The sequence below is a fragment of the Bradyrhizobium sp. JR4.3 genome (assembly GCF_040547695.1).
GTDB classification, from domain to species: Bacteria; Pseudomonadota; Alphaproteobacteria; order Rhizobiales; family Xanthobacteraceae; genus Bradyrhizobium; species Bradyrhizobium canariense.
Window position 1 is genome coordinate 43,358 of record NZ_JBEPQF010000007.1, and the last position, 22,038, is coordinate 65,395.

A 22,038-nucleotide genomic window follows, 5' to 3' on the forward strand; every position below is an offset into this window, starting at 1 on the left:
GATCATGTCTGACGCATTTGATTACTTCCGCGCCTACGCCGTGCGGGCTCTTTGCAAAGCGCGGTCGATGCCGCGGGGCAGGATGAAGCATCTGCAGCTGCTGGCCGGGCGGATCTATAATCTTCTCAAGAAAGAGGCCGCTTACGGCCCGAATGCGCAGCACCTTGAAGACTTCCGGGCAGCCCAGAGGCTGGAGAGGTCTCTCGATCGTCCGCCTGGCCAAGGCTCGGGCGCTGGGACTTGCTTTAGTCCGCCGAGGTCGCAGGACGCGGGACGGGAGGCTTGTTGAGTGCCTTCCCTCGACACCCGTGGTGTAGCAAGCCTCCTGCGGGAATACGCGCAGCGTACCGCCTTGCGCGGCGGCAACCCCTACAGGGCAAAAGCCTATTCTCGGGCCGCCGACAGCCTAGCAGCCCTTGCCGTCCCTCTGCATGTGCTGATCGCGGAAGACCGTCTCAAGGAAATCCCCGGCGTCGGCGAGGCGATCGCCGACATTATCGCCAAGCTTCACAAGACGGGTTCTCATCCAAGCCTTGAGAAGCTCCGGAAGGAGATACCCGAGGGCGTGCTCAAGATGCTCGCCGTTCCCGGCCTCCGCCCCGAGAAGGTGCTTCGGCTCTACAAGGATCTCGGCATCACCTCGCTCGCGGAGTTGGAGACCGCCGCCAAGGACGACCGCATCAAGAAGGCCAAAGGCCTCGGCGCCGCGCTGCAGACCAAAATTCTGCAAAATCTGGCGATCGCAAAAAGCGGAGAAGGTCGCCTCCACCTGCATCGTGCCGTCGCCCTGCTCGCGCACGCCAAGGACTCGCTGCGCAAGGCTCGGCCGGAGCTCAAGCGCGTGACGATCGCAGGCGACTTCCGCCGCGGCTGCGAACTCGTCGGCGACCTCACGATCGTAGCGGAGGCTCCCAAGCTCGACAAGACCTCGAAGGCATCCGCTGCGGACGGACTGCAAATCCGCCTGTCCGACCGCAAGCACTTCGGCGCCGCCCTTCTTTTCGGCACCGGCTCAGCCGCTCACATCGAGAGGCTCCAGGCTTTGGCCGCGGAGAAAGGAATGCGGCTGGAGAGCGACGGGCTGCACAAGGGTCGCGCCCTGATCGCCGGCGACGAAGCCCAAATCTATAGTGCCCTCGGCCTGCCGTTCATCGATCCTGAACTCCGTGAGGGCCGCGGCGAGGTCGAGCTGGCCCTGAAGGGCAAGCTGCCGAAGCTCGTCACCGACAAGGATTTGCGCGGAATCCTTCATTGCCACACCGATGCGTCCGACGGCACGGAGACCTTGGAGACGATGGCCAAGGCCACGCGCCAGCGCGGCTTCGAGTATTTCGGCGTCGCGGACCACTCCAAGTCCGCGCACTACGCGGGCGGCCTCTCGGAGGAAGAGATCAGGCAGCAGCACCGGGACGCCGACCGGTTGAACAAGCGCTTCGGCAAGGATTTCCGGATCCTGAAAGGCATCGAGTCCGACATTCTGGCCGACGGCTCGCTCGACTATGCGGACGACGTGCTGCAGCGCTTCGACTTCGTGGTCGCGAGCATCCACGGCCGCTTCAAACTCGATCGCAAGGCGCAGACGCAGCGGCTGCTGCGCGCCATCTCCGATCCTCACACCACCATCATCGGCCACATGACCGGGCGCCAGCTGCAGCGGCGGCCAGGCTACGAGATCGATGTCGACAAGGTGCTGTGCGCCTGTGCCAAGCATGACGTCGTGGTGGAGATCAATGCGCACCCGTGGCGCCTCGACCTGGATTGGCGCTGGCACCAGGCCGCCCTTGAGTTCGGCTGCTTGATGAGCATCAATCCGGACGCGCACTCGATCCCCGAGCTCGACCACATGCACTGGGGCGTCGAGATGGCTCGGAAGGGCGGTGTCCCCGCCGACCGGGTCCTGAACGCGATGGCTCTTCCGGAGATCACGCGCTACCTGCGCCAGAAGCGGCGCTCGTTCGCCCGGGCGGCCTGATGCAGCAAGGGCACGGCTTCTCGCTGGAGGGCACCGTGGTCGCAGTTGCCGCCGATCGCAGTCACCACTTCAGCAAACCGCTCCAGGACCGCATCATGCTGGTGGAAGGCCATGGCGTCGAAGGCGACGCCCACGCCGGCTCGTTCGTCAAGCACCGGTATCTCGCCCGTCGGCAGCCGCGCCTACCCAATCTCCGGCAGGTGCACCTCATCCCGACCGAGCTCTTTGCATCCCTTTCGGATGCCGGCTTCCAGGTCGCAGCGGGGGACCTGGGCGAGAATATCACCACTGCCGGTCTGGACCTTGAGCGGATGCCTCTCCGGACGCTCATCGAGCTTGGACCAACGGCGATCGTGGAGCTGACCGGCCTCCGGACGCCTTGCGTTCTGATCGACCGCTTCCAGCCCGGCCTTAAGCAACAGGTGCTCTCGTCGGCGGAAACGGGCCCTCCGTTCAAATCTGGGGTGCTGGGCGTGGTACGGGCCGGCGGGATGGTCGCGGCTGGTGATACCGCGCGGGCTCGCCCTCCGTCCTCCTCGTTTCGGCCTCTGCCGGCCGTGTAGAAGAGCCTACCATGACCCGCAAATCGACCCTGCCTAATCGTCTGCAGCCCATGTTGGCCACGCTTACGGATGCGCCGTTCGACGATCCCGATTGGGTCTTCGAGGACAAATTCGATGGTTTCCGCATGGTGGCGGAAATCCGGCGTGGTCGGGTCGCGCTCTACAGCCGCAACGGGAAGATCATCAGCCACTCCTATGTCGAGGTTGCGAAAGCACTTGAGGGAGTGAAGGCGGACGCCGTGATCGATGGCGAGCTCGTTGCGATCGGGAAGGACGGCGTATCCCATTTCCAGTTGCTTCAAAACGCCCTGCGCCACGAGGCTAAGCTTTTGTACTGCGCGTTCGACCTCATGTTCGCGGACGGCGAGGACCTGCGCGCGCTGCCGCTTCTCGAGCGCAAGAAGCGGCTCAACGCCCTCCTGCCGCGCCACAAGCTGATCGCGTTCAGCGACCACCGCAAAGGCAACGGAACGAAATTCTTCGCAGAAGCAGAGCGGAGACACCTCGAAGGCATCATGGCCAAGCGTGCCGACAGCCCGTATGCATCCGGACGCCGGACCGCCGATTGGCTGAAGGTGAAGACGGCGCAGCGGCAGGAGGTCGTGATCGCCGGCTTCACGGCGCCGCGGCGAACCCGGCCATTCTTCGGCGCCCTCGTGCTGGCGGTACGCGAAGGCGACGCATGGCGGTACATCGGCCACGTCGGCACCGGCTTCAGTCACCAGGTTCTCGAAGAGCTTCACGGCAAGCTCGTGAGGCTCAAGACAACCAAATCGCCGTTCGCTGCCAAGGTGAAGGATGAGCAGGTCACGACCTGGGTGCGTCCTTCGTTGGTCGCGGAAGTGAAGTTCGCCGAGTGGACCAGCAAGGGAGAGCTGCGCCAGCCGGTCTATCTAGGACTGCGGTCCGACAAAAAGGCCAAGGACGTCGTTCGCGAAAAGAGTTGGTCGCGAAAATAACGGACCCGAGAAGAGACGTCCGACCCGGTCAGCCGGCTGCGCGCTCGGCTGCCGAAGGCCAAGGCGGCAGGGGCGGCAACCCGAGAGCCTTGCGTACAGGTCCAAACGACCTCCGGTGAGCTGCGCATGCACCAAGCCTGGCGAGCGCCTCATAATGAGCCGGCACCGGGTAGCCCTTGTGATCCGCGAAGCCGTAGCCGGGGTGACGCACCTCGAGTGTCCGCATGACCGTATCGCGCTCGACTTTCGCTAGGATGGAGGCGGCCGCAATGCTGGCGGACTTGGCGTCACCTTTAATGATGGGCTGCTGAGGGATGTCGATTTCCTTCAACCGCTTCGCGTCGATCAGCAAGTGCTGCGGTGCCAACCCGAGCCCCCGGACCGCACGTTGCATCGCTTGGATGCCTGCCCAATAGATGTTGATTTCGTCGATCTCCTCGACCTCGACGAATGCTACACACCAACTCTCTGCCTTTTCCTTGATTTCCTTCGCGAGTTCTTCGCGAGTGGCGGCGTCGAGTTTTTTCGAGTCGTCGATTCCAACTATCCGCGTCCCGGGCTTCAGGATCACGGCGGCAGCGGAAACTGGCCCGGCGAGAGGGCTCATTCCCGCCTCGTCCACGCCTGCCACCGCATGATGGCCGCTTTCCCAGAGAGAGCTCTCGAAGCGAAGCATCTTGCGGAGGCGCTGCCCTTCCGACCTATTTTCGGAGCGCCGCTTGTCGATTGAAGCCAGGATTGCACGGGCTCCCGCGCGGGTGTCGGCCCGCAAGATCTGCTCGACGCCGGCCTCGAGCGGTCTTTTCTCGATGACATAGCGCCGGCGCAACGCATCGAGCGAATACTGGGGCATAGTGGCCTTCGTGAAGACTGACTGTGGGAAGCGTGTCGGTGAAATTTGTGGCGATTGTCTGAAGCTAGACCATGCCGTCATCGACTGCGCAGCGCCTTGTCGAAAGGAACCGGACCGGCTCGCCATCTGAGGTCTCGCTATTCTGGAGGGCCACTGATCCAGACCTCGCGTTCGACCTCAGAGCGGAACCAACCGGTGTCTTCATCCCTTGAGAAAGAGTGGAGCCTCGATTCCCGGGTGCTTCCGAGGGGGCCGGCCCATGCTCCGCCAAGCCAGCAACGAAGAAGAGGTTCTGGACCGCACCGCCGAGGTCGCGGCCACCATCGCGGAAGAAGGCCTCCGCTACGTCAGCGACTCCGCGCCGGGGTACACGCGCAAGCGGACTGGAACCACTTTCAGCTACTACGACAAGGACGGCAAGCGCATCACCGATGCCGCCGTCATCCGACGCATCAAATCAATCGGCATCCCGCCGGCCTACGAGTCCGTGTGGATCTGCCCGTCGTCGAACGGCCACATCCAGGCAACCGGGCTCGATGCGCGGGGTCGCAAGCAGTATCGCTACCATCCGAAGTGGCGCGAGCTCCGAGACCAGAACAAGTATGAGCATATCGTCCTGTTCGCTGCCGCGCTGCCCGCGCTGCGGGAACGGGTCGCTGCCGACATGAAGCGGGACGGACTGCCCCGCGAGAAGGTGCTGGCCACGATCGTTAGTCTTCTGGAAAAGACGTTGATCCGGGTCGGCAACGCCGAGTACGCCGAGAAAAACAAGTCCTACGGGCTCACCACCATGCGCCGCAAGCACGTCGCGGTCGGGCGCGGCGTGCTTCGGTTCGACTTCACGGGCAAGTCGGGCAAGCAATGGAAGCTTCGCGTCGAGGACAAGCGGATAGCCGCGATCGTGAAGCGCTGTGCGGAGATCCCGGGACACGAACTCTTCAAGTACCTGGACGACGACGAAAAGCCCCGCACGGTCGATTCCGGCGACGTCAACGCCTACATCAAGGACATCACGGGCGAGGACTTCAGTGCCAAGGATTTTCGGACTTGGGCGGGAACGGTTCTGGCGGCGTTGGCGCTGGCCGAATTCAAGAAGTACGACAGCCAGGCCGAGGCGAAGCGCAACGTCGTCGCCGCGATCGAAAGCGTCTCGAAGCAGCTCGGCAACACACCGGCCATCTGCCGAAAGTGCTACGTGCACCCGGAAGTCCTGAACGCCTACATGTCAGGTGACCTCGTGAAGATGATTGAAGCCAAGATCGCGCAAAAGTTCAAGCGCCAGCACGCCAAGCTCACTTCCGACGAGATCATGGTGCTGGCATTTCTGCGCAAGCGTCTCGATGCTCTGAGGGTGCTCGTCTAGCCTTGCGTACGCGGTCTCCAGACCCTGCGTCCTCCTGGACCCTGCGGGCGCCCCTCGCCGACGGCCGGCGAGGCGCTTTCCTTGCCCTGTCTTAGGACCACTCCCTGCAACCACAATCACGATTCCGACGTGCTGATGCTGGTAGCTTCGGTCCGGGACGCCGTCACCGGGCTGACGTCCGAACTGCTCGAGGATCACATCCGCAATCACGTCACCCGCCAGTCGCCGTGCCATGTCTGGCACGCTAATGCTTACCGGCTAATCTCGATACCGGCAGAACTCGTCGCCGTTTTCATACTCGATGCAGGTCTTAACCCGAGCGTAAGACCGCATTTCCCTACTAAACCCGCCTTCATACCGGCCTTCGCCGCGGCCCGGCGACCGGTATCCAGAACCGCGATCCATATCATCATCGTCGCGACGCCAGTTTCGTCCCGTGGTTCGATGATCCTCATCTTGGTCCATCATACGGCCCATCTGCCGATGCATCTGACGCATGCGATCCATATCCATGCGGTCGTCTCCACGATCCTGCCGGGTAGTCCAATCGCGATTAATGCGCGTGCCCTCGGCGCTCTGACGATCTCGTTCGCGCGCTTGATCTGATTGCTGCGGTGATCGCTCCGGCTGGACTGGAGCCTTTTGCAATTGGACTTGGTCCGGCTGTTGCGGGGTTACCTCCGGCCGAGCTTGGGGAGAGGCTTGATTAGCATCTGGCCCTGTTTGCTGAGCGAAGGCCGCAACGGGAATGAAACTGGAGACTACAAAAAGGATTGCGGCCATGTCTGATCGACGCATGATCTCACCTCGCGAGTTTGCTCTCTAACCTCGTGAGGCGGTTTTTGTTCTTATCTTTTTTGAAACGTCAGGAACGGTGACGCTTGTAAGCTTGGGCGCCATGGCAGTGCCGCCATGCCGGTTTTCGAATGTTAGAACTCGCTGTTGGGTTCTCTAGCAGTGCCGAGTGAGCGAGCGAGACGCAGGAGCCGAACTGTCTAGGTGTCCAAGGCTCGCCTCGCCACACACCGGCGCCGTAGTGGCCGCTGCGGATCAATCCTAGACTGGGCTCCGCGGTTCGGGTTGACCCGTCTCAACTGATTCATTGCGTCGGCGGTTCGGGGCTGGCTCCACTTCGTCAATAGCACGAATGGTAAGATGCTGGGCGATGTCCACCGCCACGTTCTGCTCAAGACCCGACCTGATCCGTCAGGTCCTGACCTAGTGCAGCAGGAACGTCATCACCTGCGCGGCGTGATGGATGAAAGACGGGAAGTAGAGGTATTCGCGGCCGCCGCATCGACTCGGTAGCCAGTATTCCCAGAAGTCGGTCGCGAGACGGCCCTACTGGTCCTCTTGCTCTAATTTTTCGGCAAGTCCGTCATATTCTTCAGTGAGATCCTTGAGCTTTTCAGCGAACTGCGGGTGAGCCGTCCCTTCGGCTAGTTGATGCAACCACAGCGCCCTCTTGCGCGACCTTTCCGCGTCACGATCGATACAAGCCGTTAGATGCATTTGCCTTTCCTCCTAACCTCCTGGAAAGGCCGCCCTGAAGAGCGGCCTCTCCATGCTGATGTAATTTTGTGCGGCGTTCAAGCGCCCGTCTTTGGCACACGCTGAAGCATGCTCCCACTCCTCGCACGATTCCCATCGTGCAGCGCACGAGGCGCTTCGTGCTGCCGCACATCCACCGGCAGTGTTGCACTAGGCTCGCGGAGACTGTGTGCTTCCCTAGTCTGATCACCGACGGACACTACGAATGTGCCAAGCCATGGTTGCGGCATAGGCAAGTAGAGTAATGCAGATGCCCGCGGCCAGTCGAGGTTTTGACACAGAGCCACATTCACGACCAAACCTTCCCGCCCGAATGGGTGTGTTGATAGTCAGGGTTTTCCCGACAGTCGAAAAGCAATCTCCAGACTGCCTGGCGAGCTGCAATCACTGTATTCGGTTGCGCCTGAAGTGATCGTTCGTGGAGACTCCCGTGAAAACGTAGGTTTTCGAGGGGCCGAACCGGCAACTTTTTGCGCAGCATTAGAAACTACCCGGCCGTAGAGCCGAGAAACTTCGCGTGTAGATGCCGGCAAGCCTCGGGCTGCAGGCATAGGCTTGTAATAAGAGCTGATGCCCGGGAGGCCCCTCATCTTCGGTTGTGTACTAACCGGTCAGCAGCCCTGAAAATAGAAGTGCGGCGCCAAGTCCAATGAACGACAGAATTGAGGCCAGCACAACTTCGAGGCGCAACATCTTGCGCCGCCCGTCCCTAGGATTGGGTATCCCGATGAAGATGAGGACGCCCGCAGCCCCGAGCAAGGCAGCTCCCGGCCGACCCGCTTTCCCTTAAAAGGGTGACATGTGTGCTTGTCCAGCAGTACCGATGGAAGCCGGGGATGGCGCGCAACCGTACCCAGCTCGATAAAGCGGCTATATCCCAAAGGGTCGGAAACTATTCGCAAATCCGCTTGCGGACCGTAACACGCTCGCCATATCGATTCATTCGGTGACGGACAACAATTCGGCAATCGCGATCTCGGTTATAGGAATCGTAGAAGTGACGGCGATGATGATTTGGCCCGACACGCAGGCCGTTTGGACCGACACTGAATTCGACGGCGTTCGAAGTTCCGGCACTCGTGGCTAACGCGGCGATCAGCACTGCCGCCGCGATAATCGCTTTCTGCATCTGCAATCTCCTACCGGGCTAAACTTCTGAAGCTCGCGGCTTCTCAATTCGTCCCCACGTATGCAAAACACGCTCGAATGCAAAATGATCGATCGGTCGGTACGTATTTGTACCGAATTTCGATCTGCTTAACGGCGCTGCATTCGCCGTCGCGACGTCAGTTTGCGCGCGTATGACAACGTATAACCTCGCAGCAAATCGTGCTGAACAGCACGGCAGCATAGGTTGGAGCCAAGTCCGGCGTTTTGGTCGGGCTGTCCGGCAGTGAGAGCAAGCGACACGGATGTGCCGCCGCGCACGCGCGCCCATTCCGCACTACAAAGAGGAGCGCACTTGCTGGTGCGCTCCTCTTATGCGACGACGCTGTCGGAACACGACTATCAGTGTGTAACCAGCGGACACGCCGAGTCGGATAATTTCCCGAATGCTTCTTCGCCCGACATAGTGTGAACCAGCTTGTAGTAGTCCCAAGGTTGTTTGGACTCATCGGGTTTCTTGACCTGCATGATGTACATCTCATGCTCCATCAAGCCATCGGCACGGATCTTGCCATTGCTGGTGAACATGTCGTCGATCTTCATCTTCTTGAGCTCCGCCATGACCTTCTCTGAATTTGTGGAGCCGGCAGCCTTGACCGCGTTGAGGTAGCTCATGGTCGCCGAATAGTAGCCCGCCTGATTCATGGTGGGCTCGCGCTTCGTCTTCTCATAATAGCGTTTGGCGAAGGCGCGGGTCTTCTCGTTGAGATCCCAATACCAGCCGGTGGTGAGGTACAGGCCCTGTGCGGTCTTGAGGCCGAGGCTGTGAATGTCGCTGATGAAGGCGAGCAATGCGGCCGGCTTCATTGTCCTGGCGATGCCGAACTCGTCGGCAGCCTTGATCGAGTTGGTGAAGTCGTTGCCGGCATTGGCCAGTCCAAGCACCTGCGCACCCGCGTTTTGCGCCTGGAGCAGATAGCTCGAGAAGTCCGACGTGGAGAGCGGGACGCGCACGGCGCCAGTGACCTTGCCGCCATTGGCCTCGACCACCTTCGACGCCGACTCCTGCAACTGGGTGCCGAAGGCGTAGTCGGCCGTGAGGAAGAACCAGGTTTTACCGCCCTGCTTCACCATGGTCTTGGCGGTACCGTTGCCGAGCGCAGTCGTGTCGTAGACGTAGTGGACCGTATACGGCGTGCAGTCCTTGCCGGTCAGTGATGCGCCGGCTGCGCCGATAGCGATGAACGGAATTTTCTTCTCCTTGGCGACATTGTTCATCGCCAGGCTAACTCCCGTGTTCGATCCGCCGAGAATCATCGTAATGCCGTCCCGGTCAGCCCATTCCCGGAATTTTTGCGCTCCAACATCGGGCTTGTTCTGGTGATCGGAGACCATGAACTCGATCTTGTTACCCAGAACGCTGCCGCCAAAATCCTCAATTGCCATCTTGGCCGCCTCGACACCGCCGGGGCCGATAACGTCGGCATAGAGGCCGGACATGTCGTCGATATCGCCGATCACGACCTTGTTTTCGGCCGCGTGTGCAGTCGTCACCGCCATTGACGCTGTGAGCAGCAGTTGAACCGTTCTTACCGCAATGTATTTCATTTGACGTGTTCCTCCTTTTCGATTTCAGCGCGAGGTCGTCAGGACTTCGCGTCGTCACGTCGCGCTGGGTCAAATCAACTAGACGCCGAGATAGCGCTGGAGCAGCTCCGGTTGTGCCTTGAGCTCCCGAGCTGGCCCGTCGTGCACGATGTGTCCGTTGTTGATGATGTAGATCCGGCTCGCCAGGGCCAGCGTCGCCGCCAAATTCTGCTCGACCAGCACGATGGTCTGGCCGGCGGCGGCGAGCTCGCGGCAGGCCTTGACGAGATCGTGGACGATGACGGGCGCGAGCCCCTCGAACGGCTCGTCCAGCAGCACGATCTTGGGATCGCGCACCAGCGCCCGCGCGATAGCGAGCATCTGCTGTTCGCCGCCCGACAGCTCGGTGCCGCGGTTGCTACGCCGCTCCTTCAGTCGCGGAAACATCTCGTAGATGCGGTCGAGAGGCCAGCGTTTGGGCGCCGTGATCCCGGCGAGCAGGATATTCTCTTCCACCGACAGGCTGCCGAAAATGCGGCGCTCCTCGTGCACGAGCTGCATGCCCGCCTGCGCGATTCTGTGGCTCTTTCGGCCGGCGATATCGATGCCGTCGAACTTCACGCTGCCGCTACGCGGAGTCACGACACCCATCAGGCTCTTCAGCGTGGTGCTCTTGCCGGCGCCGTTTCGGCCGAGCAGTGCCACCACCTCGTGACGCTCGACATGCATGGCGACGTCGAACAGGATGTGGGAGTCCCCGTAGTAGCTGTTCAGGCCGTTGACCTCGATCAGGCTCATGCGGCGATCTCTCCGTGAACTCCGCCGAGATAGGCTTCCTGCACGGCGGCGTTGGACTTGATTTCCTCCGGCGTGCCGTCGAGCAGAACCTTGCCTTCCTGTAGCACCGTCACGCGCTCGACCAGCTCGAACAGCGAATCCATGTCGTGGTCGATGATGATCATGGTGCGCCCGCGCGCGATCGATTTGAGCAGCTTGACGGTCTCGACCCGCTCGCGTGGGCTCATGCCCGCAAGCGGCTCGTCGAGCAGCAGCAGGCGTGGCGAGGTGGCGAGCGCGAGCCCGATTTCCAGTCTCCGCTTCTCGCCATAGGCGAGCTCGGATACCGGCGTATCGGCCCGGCGGCTCAAATTGACGAGGGCAAGCGTGTGCTCCACCTGCTCGGTCAGGCCCTTGACGCTGGAGAGCTTACGGAACAGGTCGAGCCGAAATTTCCCGCGCAGCTCGGCCAGCGCGGCGATCGTCAGGTTCTGACGCACCGTCAATCCGGTGAAGAGCTGGTTGACCTGATAGCTCTTGGTGAGGCCGAGCTGGCAGACCTCGGTGACCTTCAATCCGGTGATGTCGCGCCCCTCGAACACGATCTGACCAGAGCTCGGCGCGATCTCGCAGGTCAGCATCTTGAAGAAGGTCGATTTGCCGGCGCCGTTGGGGCCGATGATCCCGCGCAGCTCGCCCTGATTGACGCTGAAATCGATGTCGCTGTTGGCGACCAGGCCGCCATAGCGCTTGGTGAGGCCGCTGGCTTTGAGGATCGGCCCGGAATAGACGGGATGCGCGACCTCCTTCGCCTGCATCGGCGCGGGCGGGAGTTGCTGCGCGGCCTCGCTGTCAGCGGCCTCTTGCCCCACTTCCGCTTCCCCCCGCTTCCGCCCGTCCGAGACAAGGCGATATAGATCGGCAAGACCGCCGATGATGCCGCCGCGCAGGAAGCAGACCAGCAGCACGAATACGACACCCAGCACCAGCTTCCAGGCCGCGCCGAGGCCCAGCGCGGATTGGAGGAAATCCTGCAGGAACAGCCAGACGGTCGCGCCGACCAGCGACCCGAACAACGTGCCCCTGCCGCCGATGGCCGTCTGCATCACGAGCTGGCCCGAGGTGTCGAAGGTGAAGGCGTCGGGCGGCATGAAGGCCTGGAGCACGCCGAGCAGGCCGCCGGCGAGACCGGCGTAAGCCGCCGCGATCACGAAAGCCGTCAGCTTGTAGCCGTGGATGTTGTGGCCGACCGCGGTAGCGCGCAGCGGATTGTCCCGGATCGCGCTGAAAATAGCGCCGACCGGCGAGCGCACGATCCTGAGCGCGATGATGACGCCGACGAAGTAGCAAAGCGCGATGAACTGATAGAGCGACCAGCCATTGGTGAAGTGGATGGTGGTGAAGCCGAGATTGAAGCTCGGCGTCGGCACGCCCGGCAGGCCGTTCTCGCCGCCGGTGAAGTCCGACAGCGGATTGAACTCGACGAAGAAGAACACCTCTGCGATCGCCACCGTGATCATCGCGAAGTAGATGCCGGTGCGTCGCAATGCGATCAGGCCGATCAGGTAGCCGGTCGCGGCGGCCGCGATCATGCCGATGATCAGCGCGCCCAGCACGTTGCCGAAGCCGGCGCGCGTCAGCAGGTAGGCGGCGACGAAGCCGCCCGTGCCGTAAAAGGCGGACTGGCCGAACGAGAGCAGGCCCGTGAAGCCGAACAGGATGTCGAAGCCGAGCCCGAACAGGCCCCAGACCAGGATCCGGTTCACGGTATTTGGCGCGAAGCCGAGATGAGGCAGCACGAAGGGGGCTGCGATCAAGCCGATCGCAGTCAGGGCTTCGATCAGGAAGGGGCGTTGCTTGAGCATCAGGTGATCGCTTACTCGCGGCCCTGGACGCCGAGCAGGCCATGCGGTCGTACCACGAGTACGAGCGTCATCGCCGCAAACAGCATCACATAGGCGTAGCCGGGGTTGAACATGGAGGTGACGCTGATGATCTCACCGGCGATCAGGCCGCCGAGAATCGCGCCGGGGAACGAACCGACGCCGCCGATCACCACCACCACGAAGGTCTGGACCAGGATGTCGTCACCGATTCCCGGTGTCAGCGACACCACCGGCGCGTTGACGATGCCGGCAAAGCCGGCCGCCATTGCGCCGATGCCGAACACGATCATGAAGACGCGGTAGACGTTGATGCCGAGCGAATCGACCATCACCGAATCCTCGATGCCGGCGCGCACGATCATGCCGAGCCGGGTCCGGTAGAGGACGATGAACAGCGCGCCGAGGGCGACTGCGACGATACCGACGACGGCGAGGCGGTAGGTTGGATAGAACATGAAGCCGAGATTGGTGATGCCCCGGAACAGGGCCGGCGGCGGCACCAGCTGCGACTGGCTCGAGAAGATCAGGCGCACCAGCTCGACGAAGCAGATGCCGAGCCCGAAGGTCACGAGCAACTGATCTTCGTGCGGACGATGATAGAAATGGCGGATGATGACGCGCTCCATGAGAACGCCGAGCAACATCACGAACAGGGAGCCCGCGATCACGGCCAGGATGAACGACTCCGTGTACTGGTAGGCGACAAAGCCGGCATAGCCGCCGATCATAAACATCGCGCCGTGCGCGAGGTTCAGCACGCCGAGGGTGCCATAGATGATGGTCAGACCGGAGCTGATCAGCGCGAGCAGCGCGCCGAGCGCGAGCCCGTTGAAAAGCTGTGAAACGAGGTTGGGCCAACTTATCATGCGACAATCGCTGTTGTGGCGCGCGAGGGTGCGCGTCAGAAAAAGGTGACGCCGCGGGACCGGAGTGCAGTCCGCGGCGTCAAAGGGGTTAGCCAGGTCTCAGCTGTAGTCGCCGAGATGGCAGCCGAAGGCGTCCGGCTTCTGCATCAGGCCTTCACCCGGGACGATCTCGACCACGTCGTACCAATCTTCCTTGCTCTTCATGTCCTTCTGCTGCTTGCCCTTGACGATGATCACCGGCCGGACGCATTGGTGATCCTCGGGGCGGTAATGCACGTCGCCAACCAGCGAGGGGATCGTCTCGCCCTTCTCGTAGGCCTTGATCACGTCGGGCGGATTGAAGCTGCCGGCCTGCTCGCACATGTGCGCCCAATGCGCGAAACTGACATACGCGTTCTCGGCGCCCCATTCGGGCTTGTAGCCGTACTTCTTCTCGAAGGCTTCGTTGAACATCTTGGCCAGCGGGAACTTGTCCTCAATCGTCCACCAATAGTCGGTCGCGGCATAGACGCCCTGCATCAGGCCGCCGGTCTCGCGCGCGATGAAAGGCACCTGGTACGGCACGACCAGCTTCATCTTGTCGAGTACTCCGAACTGCTTGGCCTGTTGCGTCGACAGTACCGCGTCATGGCCCCAATTGACGTTGATGAGCACGTCGGCGCCGGAGTTCGCGACGTTCAGCAGGTAAGAGGAATAGTCCGGCGCGCCGAGCGGGGCGACCTGGTTGGTCACGCTAGTCCAGCCGGCCGTCGCGAGAAAATCCTGCATCGATTTTGTGACGGTGTGGCCATAGGTGTAGTCCGGTGTGAGATAGGCGGCCTTCTTGCCCTTGCCGAACTCTCGTACCATCACAGGGCCGATCGCTGCAGCCGCCGTCTGGCCGTAGAAGTTCTGGCGGAAGCCGTAGCGAACGCAGTCCTTGCCTGTGGTGTCGTTCGAGCCCGAAATGCCGCACACGAAGATCACATGCTCGCGCTGGGCGAGCTTGTTGAGTGCGACTGCCACGGCGCTGGACGTGCCGCCGGTGATCATGATCGCCTTGTTCTCGCTGATGAAGCGCTGCTGCGCCTGCACCGCTTCGTTCGGCTTGGCCGCGGAATCCGCGACGCCGAACTTCAGTTCCTTGCCGAGCACGCCCTTGCTGGTTTTGGGCGAGATCTTCTTGATCAGCTCGTGGCCTTCATTGATGTGCTCGATCGCGAGCTGGTAGCCCTTGAGCTCGTCTTCACCTTGTACGGCATAGGTGCCAGTGCGCGGCACCGAGATGCCGATGAAGGCGGTGGAACCCGACACGCCCGCGGGATAGGTGCCGATCGCCGGCTTGTCCTCGGCAAAGGCCGGAATCGCCGGCAGCATCGAGCCGCCGATGAGGCCCGCTGTGGTCTGGAGCAGGCCACGGCGCGAGAGGCCGCGGCGAATGAGATCGTCAGTCATGGTCGTTTCCTCCGAACATCGTTGTTGTTTGCAGGCAAAGCACGACCTGTCCGGCGCCAGCCGACCCAAAGGCCTGCTGCGCCGGGCACGTCACATCCGCGTGTAGCTCTTGGCCTTAAGCATTGCTTGTAAAGCCCCTCTGTCAATTTCGTCTTTGGTCGAACGCCGAAATTTATCTCGTGAAAACATATCGGATCACGATATATATTAGCCTTTGTGAGTACGAGGCTGGCGGGCTCGGCGAGAGAGATGGCGCGACGAACGACAGTGGCGGGTACCCGGAAGCGACGGTCATGGCCGCGAGGTGCGGAGCGGCAGGAGGCGACGTGGCCGGTGGAAGAGGTGAACGGGCAGCGGGCGATACCGCAGTCCGGCGACGGCTCTCGCATGCCCGGTCCGCGCAACTGGCCGGCCGAGCGGCGCGGGCCCGTCGTCGGCCCCGTTCAGGCGAAGCGCGCACCCGGTCCAATGCAGAAGCTGAGCGTGCGCGCCCAGAACGTCCTGAAGGAGCTCGCAGTCGAGCTCAACGGCGAGCAGCCGCCGAAAGGGAATTGGTCGCCGTCGCGCGAATTGCTGCGGGCGCTCACGGCCGAGCGCCTCGCCACCGCGCGCAATTGCGGGCCGCATACGATGCGGGAGATCGTGGACTGGGCGCAGGCCTGCGGCGTGACCATCAAGCCGGTAATCCCGCCCGGCGGTTCGCTGTCGCAGATGTGGAGCGAGCTGATCGCCAATGGCTCGGCAGGCAACCTGACCGGCGCCGAGATCGCCGGCGCGCTGCAGCGCTCGATCCGGCGGAAGAGCGTTCGCATCCCAATCGCCTTTCAGGTCATCTTGGTGAAGATCCTGCTGTCGAGCTTCGAGTAGAGCGCCCTATAGCTGTGTATCCGGAGTTCTCGCGGCTTGGTACGGGCGCTCCTGCTTGCTACTTTTGGCTAGGCTGCCCGCTTTGCCGGGTGGCAAGCACGGAGGCGGCCCGGCATGGCTCAGGCGAAGAAGGCGCAGCGGGCGACTGCGGTCAGGTCTGCGCCGTCCGCAGCCACCGACACGATGCATGACTCCGACTATGCTGCGCTGGCGCAGTTCCGGTACCAGATCCGGAGCTTTCTGGCCTTCAGCGAGGCAGCCGCGGCAAAGCAGGGATTGACGCCGACGCAGCATCAGGCGCTGCTTGGCATCAAGGGCTTTGTGCGCCCAGGCCCCGCGACTGTCGGCGACGTCGCGCGGTTTCTGCTGATCCGGCCTCACTCGGCAGTCGAATTGATCAATCGTTTGGTCAAACTTGGGCTGGTAGATCGGGTTGCCGACCCGCAGGATGCCAGACGTGTGCACCTCAAACTGACCAGGAAAGGTGAGCGAAAACTGCGGGCACTTTCGCAGAAAAACCTTGAGGAGCTCCGCCGTGCCGCGAGCCCGGCACTCGATCGCCTGCTGAGGTCGTTCCGGAAATCTGGCGGGCCGAACCCAGCGCGCTAAGCCCCGAGAAGGCCACGTCTACTCAGGCTTACCGACGCTTGGCACTATCGGCTCGGCTATGCCGTCTCTCACGGCTCGAAAGGCGATTATCTGGTGAGCAGGCCTGAAATCAGCGCCGCGGCGCCAAGGCCCAGAATCGACAGAATGACTGGAGGGTACAGGACCAGAGCGGCTTCGAAGCGCAGGAATTTTGGATGATCGCCAGCGTGACTCGGGAGCCCAATGAAAATCAGGACGCCTGCAGCTGCAATCATGACAGCTCCGATCAGGATGTCCATTTTGGCCTTCCTTTCCACATGCCCAAGACAACAACGCGGACAACAAGAGTGCCAGCGAGCTATTCGCCGTGGAAAGAGGGAACGGTACGCTTCAGTACGGTGTTTCTTGAAAAGTCGGCATTTGGAGAGTTCGCTCAGATCGGCTTCACGCCATGACGGGCCTTGGCAGCCAGACCAAGAACCCGTTCTCGGGTGCGACTTCTCGCTGCGTCCACCAGCATCCCGCCTGCCCAGCGATAGACGTTATACTCCCTTCACCTGCTGTCGCATGAGCTTCATGCGCTCGGCCTGCTCCTCGATCGGCATTGCAAGTGCAAGCCCGATCGCCGATGCCATTTCTTCGGTGTCATAAGGATTGACAATGAGGGCCTCTGACAATTCTCGTGACGCCCCGGTGAAACTCGACAAGATAAGGACCCCAGCGTTGTCATCTGCGAACTAACGAACTCCTTTGCGACAAGATTCATTCCGTCATGCAGGCTGCTGACGACGCAGGCATCGGCCCCTCTGAACAGCCGGAACACGTCTGACCGCTCGTAGTGCCGCGCGATCAAGTGCATCACGGGTTGGCGACCGCGGTGCCGCTGGTTTATTTCGGCAGCGAGCTCCTCCGCTTCAACCTGGAGCTTCGAGTACGAGCTGAGTTTGCTGCGTGTCGGCGCTGCAACCTGGATGAATGCAAGCCGATCTGTCCAGGCCGGAGTTCGCGACAAAAGCGCGTCTACGGCCCGCATGCGATCAAGAATGCCTTTGGTGTAATCGAATCGCTCAACGCCTACGATCAGCCTCGTATCCTCCGCCAAACCGAACTGGGCGAGGATGCTAGATCGGCATTCCGTGGGAGGTGGTAGCTTTTCCAGTTCCCTTGGCGGCCATTCGATCGAGATCGGATAAGCACGTATTCTGGTCTCATGTCCTCCAAGGCTGACCGCCTGCACTTCGCGATCGATCCTGCTCTCCAAAAAGCGATCTACACCCTCGATGAAGTTGTTGCAGTGAAACTGGGTATGAAATCCAACAACGGTGCTGCCGAGCAATCCTTCGATAATCTCCGCCTTCCATGGGCAGATGCTGAAGGTTTCCGCATTCGGCCACGGAATGTGCCAGAAGGTTATGATCGTCGCCCTCGGCAAGCGCTCACGGATCATTCTTGGAGCGAGCGCGAAGTGATAGTCCTGGACCAGCACGATGGGGTCCTCGGTCCGCGCCTCGGCAACGACTGCATCGGCAAAGCGCTGATTGATCTGCCGATACATCTGCCAGTCGCTGGACCTGAACGTAGGGCGCACGAAAACGATATGGCACAATGGCCAGAGCCCTTCGTTGGCAAAACCGTAGTAATATCCGTCCTGTTCTTTCTCAGAGATCCAGATGCGCCGAAGCGTGTAGGCCGGGGCTGCCTCGGGGACGCGGAGCCTATCGTGGTCGTCGACAGTCTCCCGATCGGCGCTGCCGCTGCCGTGTGCGATCCAAGTGCCACCGCAGGCACGCATGATCGGCTCCAGGGCCGAGACCAGTCCACTCGCCGGCCGCTGCACCACAGTCCCCGCTTCCGAAGTGTTGTGAATGTAGGGCTCCCGATTGGAAACGACGAGAACTTCGGCCCCCGGCAAGACGCTTTGCAGCACCTCTTGAAGCGATTTCGGCGTCCACTCGATCTGGCTTGTAAACGTAACTTGTTCGGCGCTACGCAACAGCTTGTGAATTTCTCGATCGATAGACGAGCCACCGAGTTGAAGGTGCACTCCCTGAGCACCTCGACGGACCTCCTCGACCGCGCGTCGCGATGCCTTCATCCAGCCGCGCATCATGAGGACGGCGAAAATGATCGTGCCAACGGTCAGGACCAGAACGACGCCGGCAAGCGCGGCGAGCAGATACGCCATCACCTGGCTGGACCTGGCCGCCGCGAAGCTGAGGTCGGTTAGAATGACGAGGTAGGAACGACCTCGGCTACTCGAGATCGGAAACGCAGCTACAAGAATTCGTCGCCCGCCGCTGGCGATGCTTGCGAAACTCTCGTTCTCGGATTTGGCCGACTTTTCTCAGGAGAAGCTCGCCGGCATCTCCGGAGTTGGCGCGAGCAACGAGCCTTCCGGATCACAAAATCCAACCGCGAGAATCTTCTTGTCGAGCGCCACTCTCTTGAAAAGGTCGGAGAGCCGGTCCCACGCCTGGTCTTCCAGATCACGACTAAGCAACGGCTGGATGGCGTTGAAGACCAGCTTGGATCTGGCTTCAACATCGCTTCGCGACTACTGCTGTACGATTCCTCCGGTAAATGGCGAGATACCGAACGCCACGACTGCGGCTACCACCAGGTCGAAAATGCCATAGCGGAAGCACTCCTTGTACGATATCGGGGTCACTCCGGAGCTACCCCGACTGTCCGCAGGCATTTGCTCGAGCGCCGTCTAGCAGGCGCAGCTCTCGCGGCGCATTGGGCACTGCCGATTACGCTAAGCGGTAGTAAGCGAATATATACCAGACCAAAGGACGGCTGCTGTTAGCTCGGATTGGCGAGCCGCCTCCCCGCCTCAAAGCCCGTACGCTCGCTGTTGCAGGTGAGACAAGTCGCACGTGCCATTTGCATACCGTGGATTGCCAGCCGTTCATGCCGATGCGGCGTCTTTTCCTCGCAAGACAGGCAGTACGCTTGCGGAAACACATCGAGTGCCGTTTGATTCGATTTGCTGATCATGAAAGCCCCCTGCGCAATATCCTTCGGAGGTCGCCCGCGAGCAAGCGGCAGCGGGGCAGATCGGCTGCCTATTGTACAGAACTGTACCGTGTTTCGTCGCCTAGCAGGCTGTGCGCGCTCTGCCGAAGATCACTCCTGTCCCACACAGCAGCCCGCCAACGTCCCGGGTGAATTAGCGCGCGGCGGGAGCTGGGATCCCAGCGTTCCTCGGCTGGGGTCCGCCTCTCCTGACGGCACGACCTTTCCATCCGTCCCGGGTAAGGTCAGTGGTCAATTCCCCTGCCCGTCGTTCAAAGCGCGAAACCGGTTGTACGTTTGCACCCCGAGCAATCTTGCCAGTCAGCGCCTCTTGAATTCGCGCTTCACTTGCGCTTCTTCGGCAGCGCATTCTTCCCGACGATCGAAAGCGCAATCAGACCGAATGTGATCAGGCGCGGGATGAAGTACACCGGCTCGCTCGCATTCGTCACTTGCACCACGGCCAGGACAAATCTCGCAACGGCGTCGATCACAAACGCAGCCGCAAAGAGCAGGAAAAAGGTGTCGTCCGTCTTACGCCAAAACTTCAGGAAATATATGCTCGCCAGGAGCGATGCGAATGCCGTCGCACCTGAAAGAACGGGATTCAAATGGTCCATCAGTCGGCCTCCCAGATCATGCCGATAAGCAGGACCGTCATGGCGAACAGGCCGATCGATAGACGCACGGCGGAAAGATCAACCTGAGGAAATACGATCTTATCGATCCAGAGAGCAGCATTTTCGAAAGTCAGACCCGCGAAACAGACGGCGCTCCATAGGAGCAACTTCGACCTGTTACCGATATATGCCCGAATGAGCAGCCATGCACAAAAGCCGCTCGTGATCGCGCAAAGTGTGTAAATCACCGCAGCCATGACTAATCCTTTCGAATCCTGAAGGCATCTGAAAATGCCTGGATGCGGTGTGGGCTGTTGTGGATGATATGTGTGATTGGGATCAAATGCCGCGAATACGCCAAGGCCAAGCTATCGACCACTGGCCGCAATTCGGGCCGCGGCGCAAACGCATAGATCCCTGCCTCGCCGTCGAGGAAGCCATCCTTCCTCAGGGACGCTAGAGCATCGGCCATCTCAATCTTGCCCGCGTAAAGACGTGCAGCGAGCGATTCCACGTCGAACCGCTCGCCGGGCCGCTTGTGGAAGAACAAAAGGGCTTCGAGCTGCGCCACAGAGCGAATGTAGCGTCGGACAAGCTCCTCTACCTCTTCCGGCAGTGCTTCATCAGACATCGTCGACCTCAGCCAGCGGCACGCAAGCTGATCGATTCAATGCGGAAATTCAAGACTGCTCTTCCTGCTCCACGAATCTAGCCGACCGGATCAAAGACAACTGGAAAAGGCGGCGCCATCTCAGATGACACCGCCGATAAGCATGTTGGAAATACCGACCGAAATCGGCTCAGTACTTGAATTCAGGCATCTTCTTCAGCTGATCCTTGTTGGCGTTCAGCACCACGTGGTCCGGATACCAATTGTCGCTTCGGTGGGCCGACGTTGATGCGCTTCCCGTCGTGCTCGTCGAACCGGCATTGCCGGTCTTTCCAGCGCCATCGCTGGATGCAGTCTTCACCGGTTCCTTGGCGAATTTAAGCTGATCGAACGTTACGGCGACGTTGTGCTCGCCCATTCCAAGGAATCCTCCCACCCCGATCACCACGTTGGCAACCCGCCCGCTGGAATCCAGGATCAGATCATTGATGTCGCCGATCTTCTCGTTGCTGTTGTTATAGACGTTCACACCAACGAGTTTCGATGCACGCCATTCACCTTCCTTGTGCATGGAGGCGGTCGAGGCAGCCGGCTGCATGTTGGGCGCCGCGGTCGTCGCGTTGTTCTGGGACGACTGCGCCATGGCAGGCGTAGCCAGCAGCATCGCGGAGGCAAGAATGCAAAGTGATGTCTTCATGACGATTGCTCCTAGTTGTGTTGGATCATCGTCAACTCATCGCACGCTCGCAAGTTTCGTTTTCCTGAATGCGAAGGTACGCTGCCGCACGAGACTTATCCGACCAGCTTGAGGCGGCTGCGCATCTTTTGATGAAGCATTGCACGTGTCACGGAAGGGTTGCATATGACGAACTCGACCATAGCGATAATGTCGTCCCTGGTGCGATTGCAGCAGGGGTTCTCGTAAACGGCAAGAAGCCTTTGGGCCTCCTCCAAGGCTCCCACCAGAACTTCGGTATCGGTTCGGATCCGGCTTTCTTGCGATGACATCTCCGCCTCTATCGCTTCAAGAATATCTGTACTCTGTTGGCTGCCGTACAGTCGCCTTAACGGCAGCAGGGAATTGCGTTCACGAATATGCAATGCGGAGGGGCGGCACCGCACAAGGACGGTTGTGCGCCGACAGGATGATCCCCTGACAATCGCAAGACATCGTCTTCAACCTGGCCTCGTCCATGACGACGATCCCCGCCCTGCGACATCCAATCACTCCGTCGCGCATCATACTCCCGAGAGCGACCGTAACGCCGGCGCGCCGGACCGCGAGAGCATTGGCTATGTAACTATGCGTGAAAGGTACCTCGCGAGACCCGAGCCTGTCGCTGGCAACCAGGAGCCACCGCGCGAGGCGCTGGTGCAGCGTGTGCCTGGAAAACGGCACTGCGATGAAGCCGACAGT

The 22,038-nt window shown here is 61.0% G+C and carries 21 protein-coding genes and 1 pseudogene; 7 read left to right on the top strand and 15 right to left on the bottom strand.

All coding sequences use genetic code 11. The features are described 5' to 3' along the window. The first annotated feature begins 289 nt into the window (after positions 1 to 289). Genes ABIB91_RS13580 through ligD form a run of 3 tightly spaced genes read left to right on the top strand, consistent with a single transcriptional unit; the run spans position 290 to position 3,494 of the window. Positions 290 to 1,972: a DNA polymerase/3'-5' exonuclease PolX gene (locus ABIB91_RS13580; RefSeq protein ID WP_354161657.1), complete on the top strand. Its 1,683-nt coding sequence runs from the start codon at positions 290 to 292 to the stop codon at positions 1,970 to 1,972. Next, positions 1,972 to 2,535, top strand: a complete 564-nt coding sequence (locus ABIB91_RS13585; RefSeq protein ID WP_354161660.1) for an MOSC domain-containing protein — start codon at positions 1,972 to 1,974, stop codon at positions 2,533 to 2,535. Before ABIB91_RS13580 ends, ABIB91_RS13585 begins: the two co-directional genes overlap by 1 nt. 11 nt (positions 2,536 to 2,546) lie before the next feature. Next, positions 2,547 to 3,494 carry a non-homologous end-joining DNA ligase gene (gene ligD, locus ABIB91_RS13590; protein ID WP_354161663.1) on the top strand — a complete coding sequence of 316 codons (948 nt, stop codon included), beginning with the start codon at positions 2,547 to 2,549 and terminating at the stop codon, positions 3,492 to 3,494. 28 nt (positions 3,495 to 3,522) lie between these two features. Here ligD and rnhB read toward each other — a convergent pair whose 3' ends face one another. Then, positions 3,523 to 4,347 (bottom strand): ribonuclease HII, encoded by an 825-nt coding sequence (gene rnhB, locus ABIB91_RS13595; protein WP_354161666.1) that lies wholly within the window; start codon positions 4,345 to 4,347, stop codon positions 3,523 to 3,525. A 259-nt stretch (positions 4,348 to 4,606) separates the two neighbouring features. On the opposite strand from rnhB, the gene ABIB91_RS13600 reads away from it, so the two are divergent. Beyond that, positions 4,607 to 5,710 carry a DNA topoisomerase IB gene (locus tag ABIB91_RS13600; RefSeq protein WP_354161669.1) on the top strand — a complete coding sequence of 368 codons (1,104 nt, stop codon included), beginning with the start codon at positions 4,607 to 4,609 and terminating at the stop codon, positions 5,708 to 5,710. Positions 5,711 to 5,845: 135 nt separating this feature from the next. Further along, positions 5,846 to 6,316, top strand: a complete 471-nt coding sequence (locus tag ABIB91_RS41705; protein WP_502916978.1) for a hypothetical protein — start codon at positions 5,846 to 5,848, stop codon at positions 6,314 to 6,316. A gap of 735 nt (positions 6,317 to 7,051) precedes the next feature. Here the strand turns inward: ABIB91_RS41705 and ABIB91_RS13610 are convergent. From ABIB91_RS13610 to ABIB91_RS13640, 7 genes are all read right to left on the bottom strand, one after another. Further along, positions 7,052 to 7,222, bottom strand: coding sequence for a hypothetical protein (locus tag ABIB91_RS13610; protein WP_354161672.1), 171 nt, complete (start codon positions 7,220 to 7,222; stop codon positions 7,052 to 7,054). A gap of 931 nt (positions 7,223 to 8,153) precedes the next feature. Beyond that, positions 8,154 to 8,390: a hypothetical protein gene (locus ABIB91_RS13615; protein WP_354161675.1), complete on the bottom strand. Its 237-nt coding sequence runs from the start codon at positions 8,388 to 8,390 to the stop codon at positions 8,154 to 8,156. Between the two features lie 380 nt (positions 8,391 to 8,770). Then, the gene (locus ABIB91_RS13620) at positions 8,771 to 9,976 is read right to left on the bottom strand and encodes an ABC transporter substrate-binding protein (RefSeq protein ID WP_354161678.1); all 1,206 of its coding nucleotides are present in this window, start codon (positions 9,974 to 9,976) and stop codon (positions 8,771 to 8,773) included. Between the two features lie 78 nt (positions 9,977 to 10,054). After that, positions 10,055 to 10,753 carry an ABC transporter ATP-binding protein gene (locus tag ABIB91_RS13625; RefSeq protein WP_007607511.1) on the bottom strand — a complete coding sequence of 233 codons (699 nt, stop codon included), beginning with the start codon at positions 10,751 to 10,753 and terminating at the stop codon, positions 10,055 to 10,057. Beyond that, a complete protein-coding gene (locus ABIB91_RS13630; protein ID WP_354161681.1) occupies positions 10,750 to 12,597 on the bottom strand; it encodes a branched-chain amino acid ABC transporter ATP-binding protein/permease in 1,848 nt (615 codons plus the stop codon). The genes ABIB91_RS13625 and ABIB91_RS13630 overlap by 4 nt, the downstream gene beginning before the upstream one ends. An 11-nt stretch (positions 12,598 to 12,608) precedes the next feature. After that, positions 12,609 to 13,484, bottom strand: a complete 876-nt coding sequence (locus ABIB91_RS13635; protein ID WP_354161684.1) for a branched-chain amino acid ABC transporter permease — start codon at positions 13,482 to 13,484, stop codon at positions 12,609 to 12,611. A 99-nt stretch (positions 13,485 to 13,583) separates the two neighbouring features. Further along, positions 13,584 to 14,918 carry a substrate-binding protein gene (locus ABIB91_RS13640; protein ID WP_354161687.1) on the bottom strand — a complete coding sequence of 445 codons (1,335 nt, stop codon included), beginning with the start codon at positions 14,916 to 14,918 and terminating at the stop codon, positions 13,584 to 13,586. Between the two features lie 333 nt (positions 14,919 to 15,251). Here ABIB91_RS13640 and ABIB91_RS13645 point away from each other — a divergent pair, with 333 nt between their 5' ends. Both ABIB91_RS13645 and ABIB91_RS13650 read left to right on the top strand, forming a co-directional pair. After that, positions 15,252 to 15,785 carry a hypothetical protein gene (locus tag ABIB91_RS13645; protein WP_354161690.1) on the top strand — a complete coding sequence of 178 codons (534 nt, stop codon included), beginning with the start codon at positions 15,252 to 15,254 and terminating at the stop codon, positions 15,783 to 15,785. Positions 15,786 to 15,899: 114 nt separating this feature from the next. Then, positions 15,900 to 16,394, top strand: coding sequence for a MarR family winged helix-turn-helix transcriptional regulator (locus ABIB91_RS13650; protein ID WP_354161693.1), 495 nt, complete (start codon positions 15,900 to 15,902; stop codon positions 16,392 to 16,394). Positions 16,395 to 16,480: 86 nt separating this feature from the next. Here the strand turns inward: ABIB91_RS13650 and ABIB91_RS13655 are convergent, their stop codons facing one another. The 7 genes and pseudogenes from ABIB91_RS13655 to ABIB91_RS13685 form a co-directional block, all read right to left on the bottom strand. Beyond that, a complete protein-coding gene (locus ABIB91_RS13655; RefSeq protein ID WP_354161696.1) occupies positions 16,481 to 16,672 on the bottom strand; it encodes a hypothetical protein in 192 nt (63 codons plus the stop codon). A 243-nt stretch (positions 16,673 to 16,915) separates the two neighbouring features. Further along, a pseudogene (locus ABIB91_RS13660) lies at positions 16,916 to 18,558 on the bottom strand (alpha,alpha-trehalose-phosphate synthase (UDP-forming)). A 1,177-nt stretch (positions 18,559 to 19,735) separates the two neighbouring features. Continuing rightward, positions 19,736 to 20,011: a DUF5985 family protein gene (locus ABIB91_RS13665; RefSeq protein WP_247395144.1), complete on the bottom strand. Its 276-nt coding sequence runs from the start codon at positions 20,009 to 20,011 to the stop codon at positions 19,736 to 19,738. Then, entirely contained in the window at positions 20,011 to 20,268 is a 258-nt protein-coding gene (locus ABIB91_RS13670) for a DUF5985 family protein (protein WP_007607494.1), read from the bottom strand. The genes ABIB91_RS13665 and ABIB91_RS13670 overlap by 1 nt, the downstream gene beginning before the upstream one ends. A gap of 2 nt (positions 20,269 to 20,270) precedes the next feature. After that, positions 20,271 to 20,642: an SMC-Scp complex subunit ScpB gene (locus ABIB91_RS13675; protein WP_007607493.1), complete on the bottom strand. Its 372-nt coding sequence runs from the start codon at positions 20,640 to 20,642 to the stop codon at positions 20,271 to 20,273. Between the two features lie 169 nt (positions 20,643 to 20,811). Beyond that, positions 20,812 to 21,285 carry a PRC-barrel domain-containing protein gene (locus tag ABIB91_RS13680; RefSeq protein ID WP_354236261.1) on the bottom strand — a complete coding sequence of 158 codons (474 nt, stop codon included), beginning with the start codon at positions 21,283 to 21,285 and terminating at the stop codon, positions 20,812 to 20,814. A 423-nt stretch (positions 21,286 to 21,708) separates the two neighbouring features. Further along, positions 21,709 to 22,020 (bottom strand): Crp/Fnr family transcriptional regulator, encoded by a 312-nt coding sequence (locus ABIB91_RS13685; RefSeq protein WP_354161703.1) that lies wholly within the window; start codon positions 22,018 to 22,020, stop codon positions 21,709 to 21,711. Between the last annotated feature and the right edge of the window lie 18 nt (positions 22,021 to 22,038).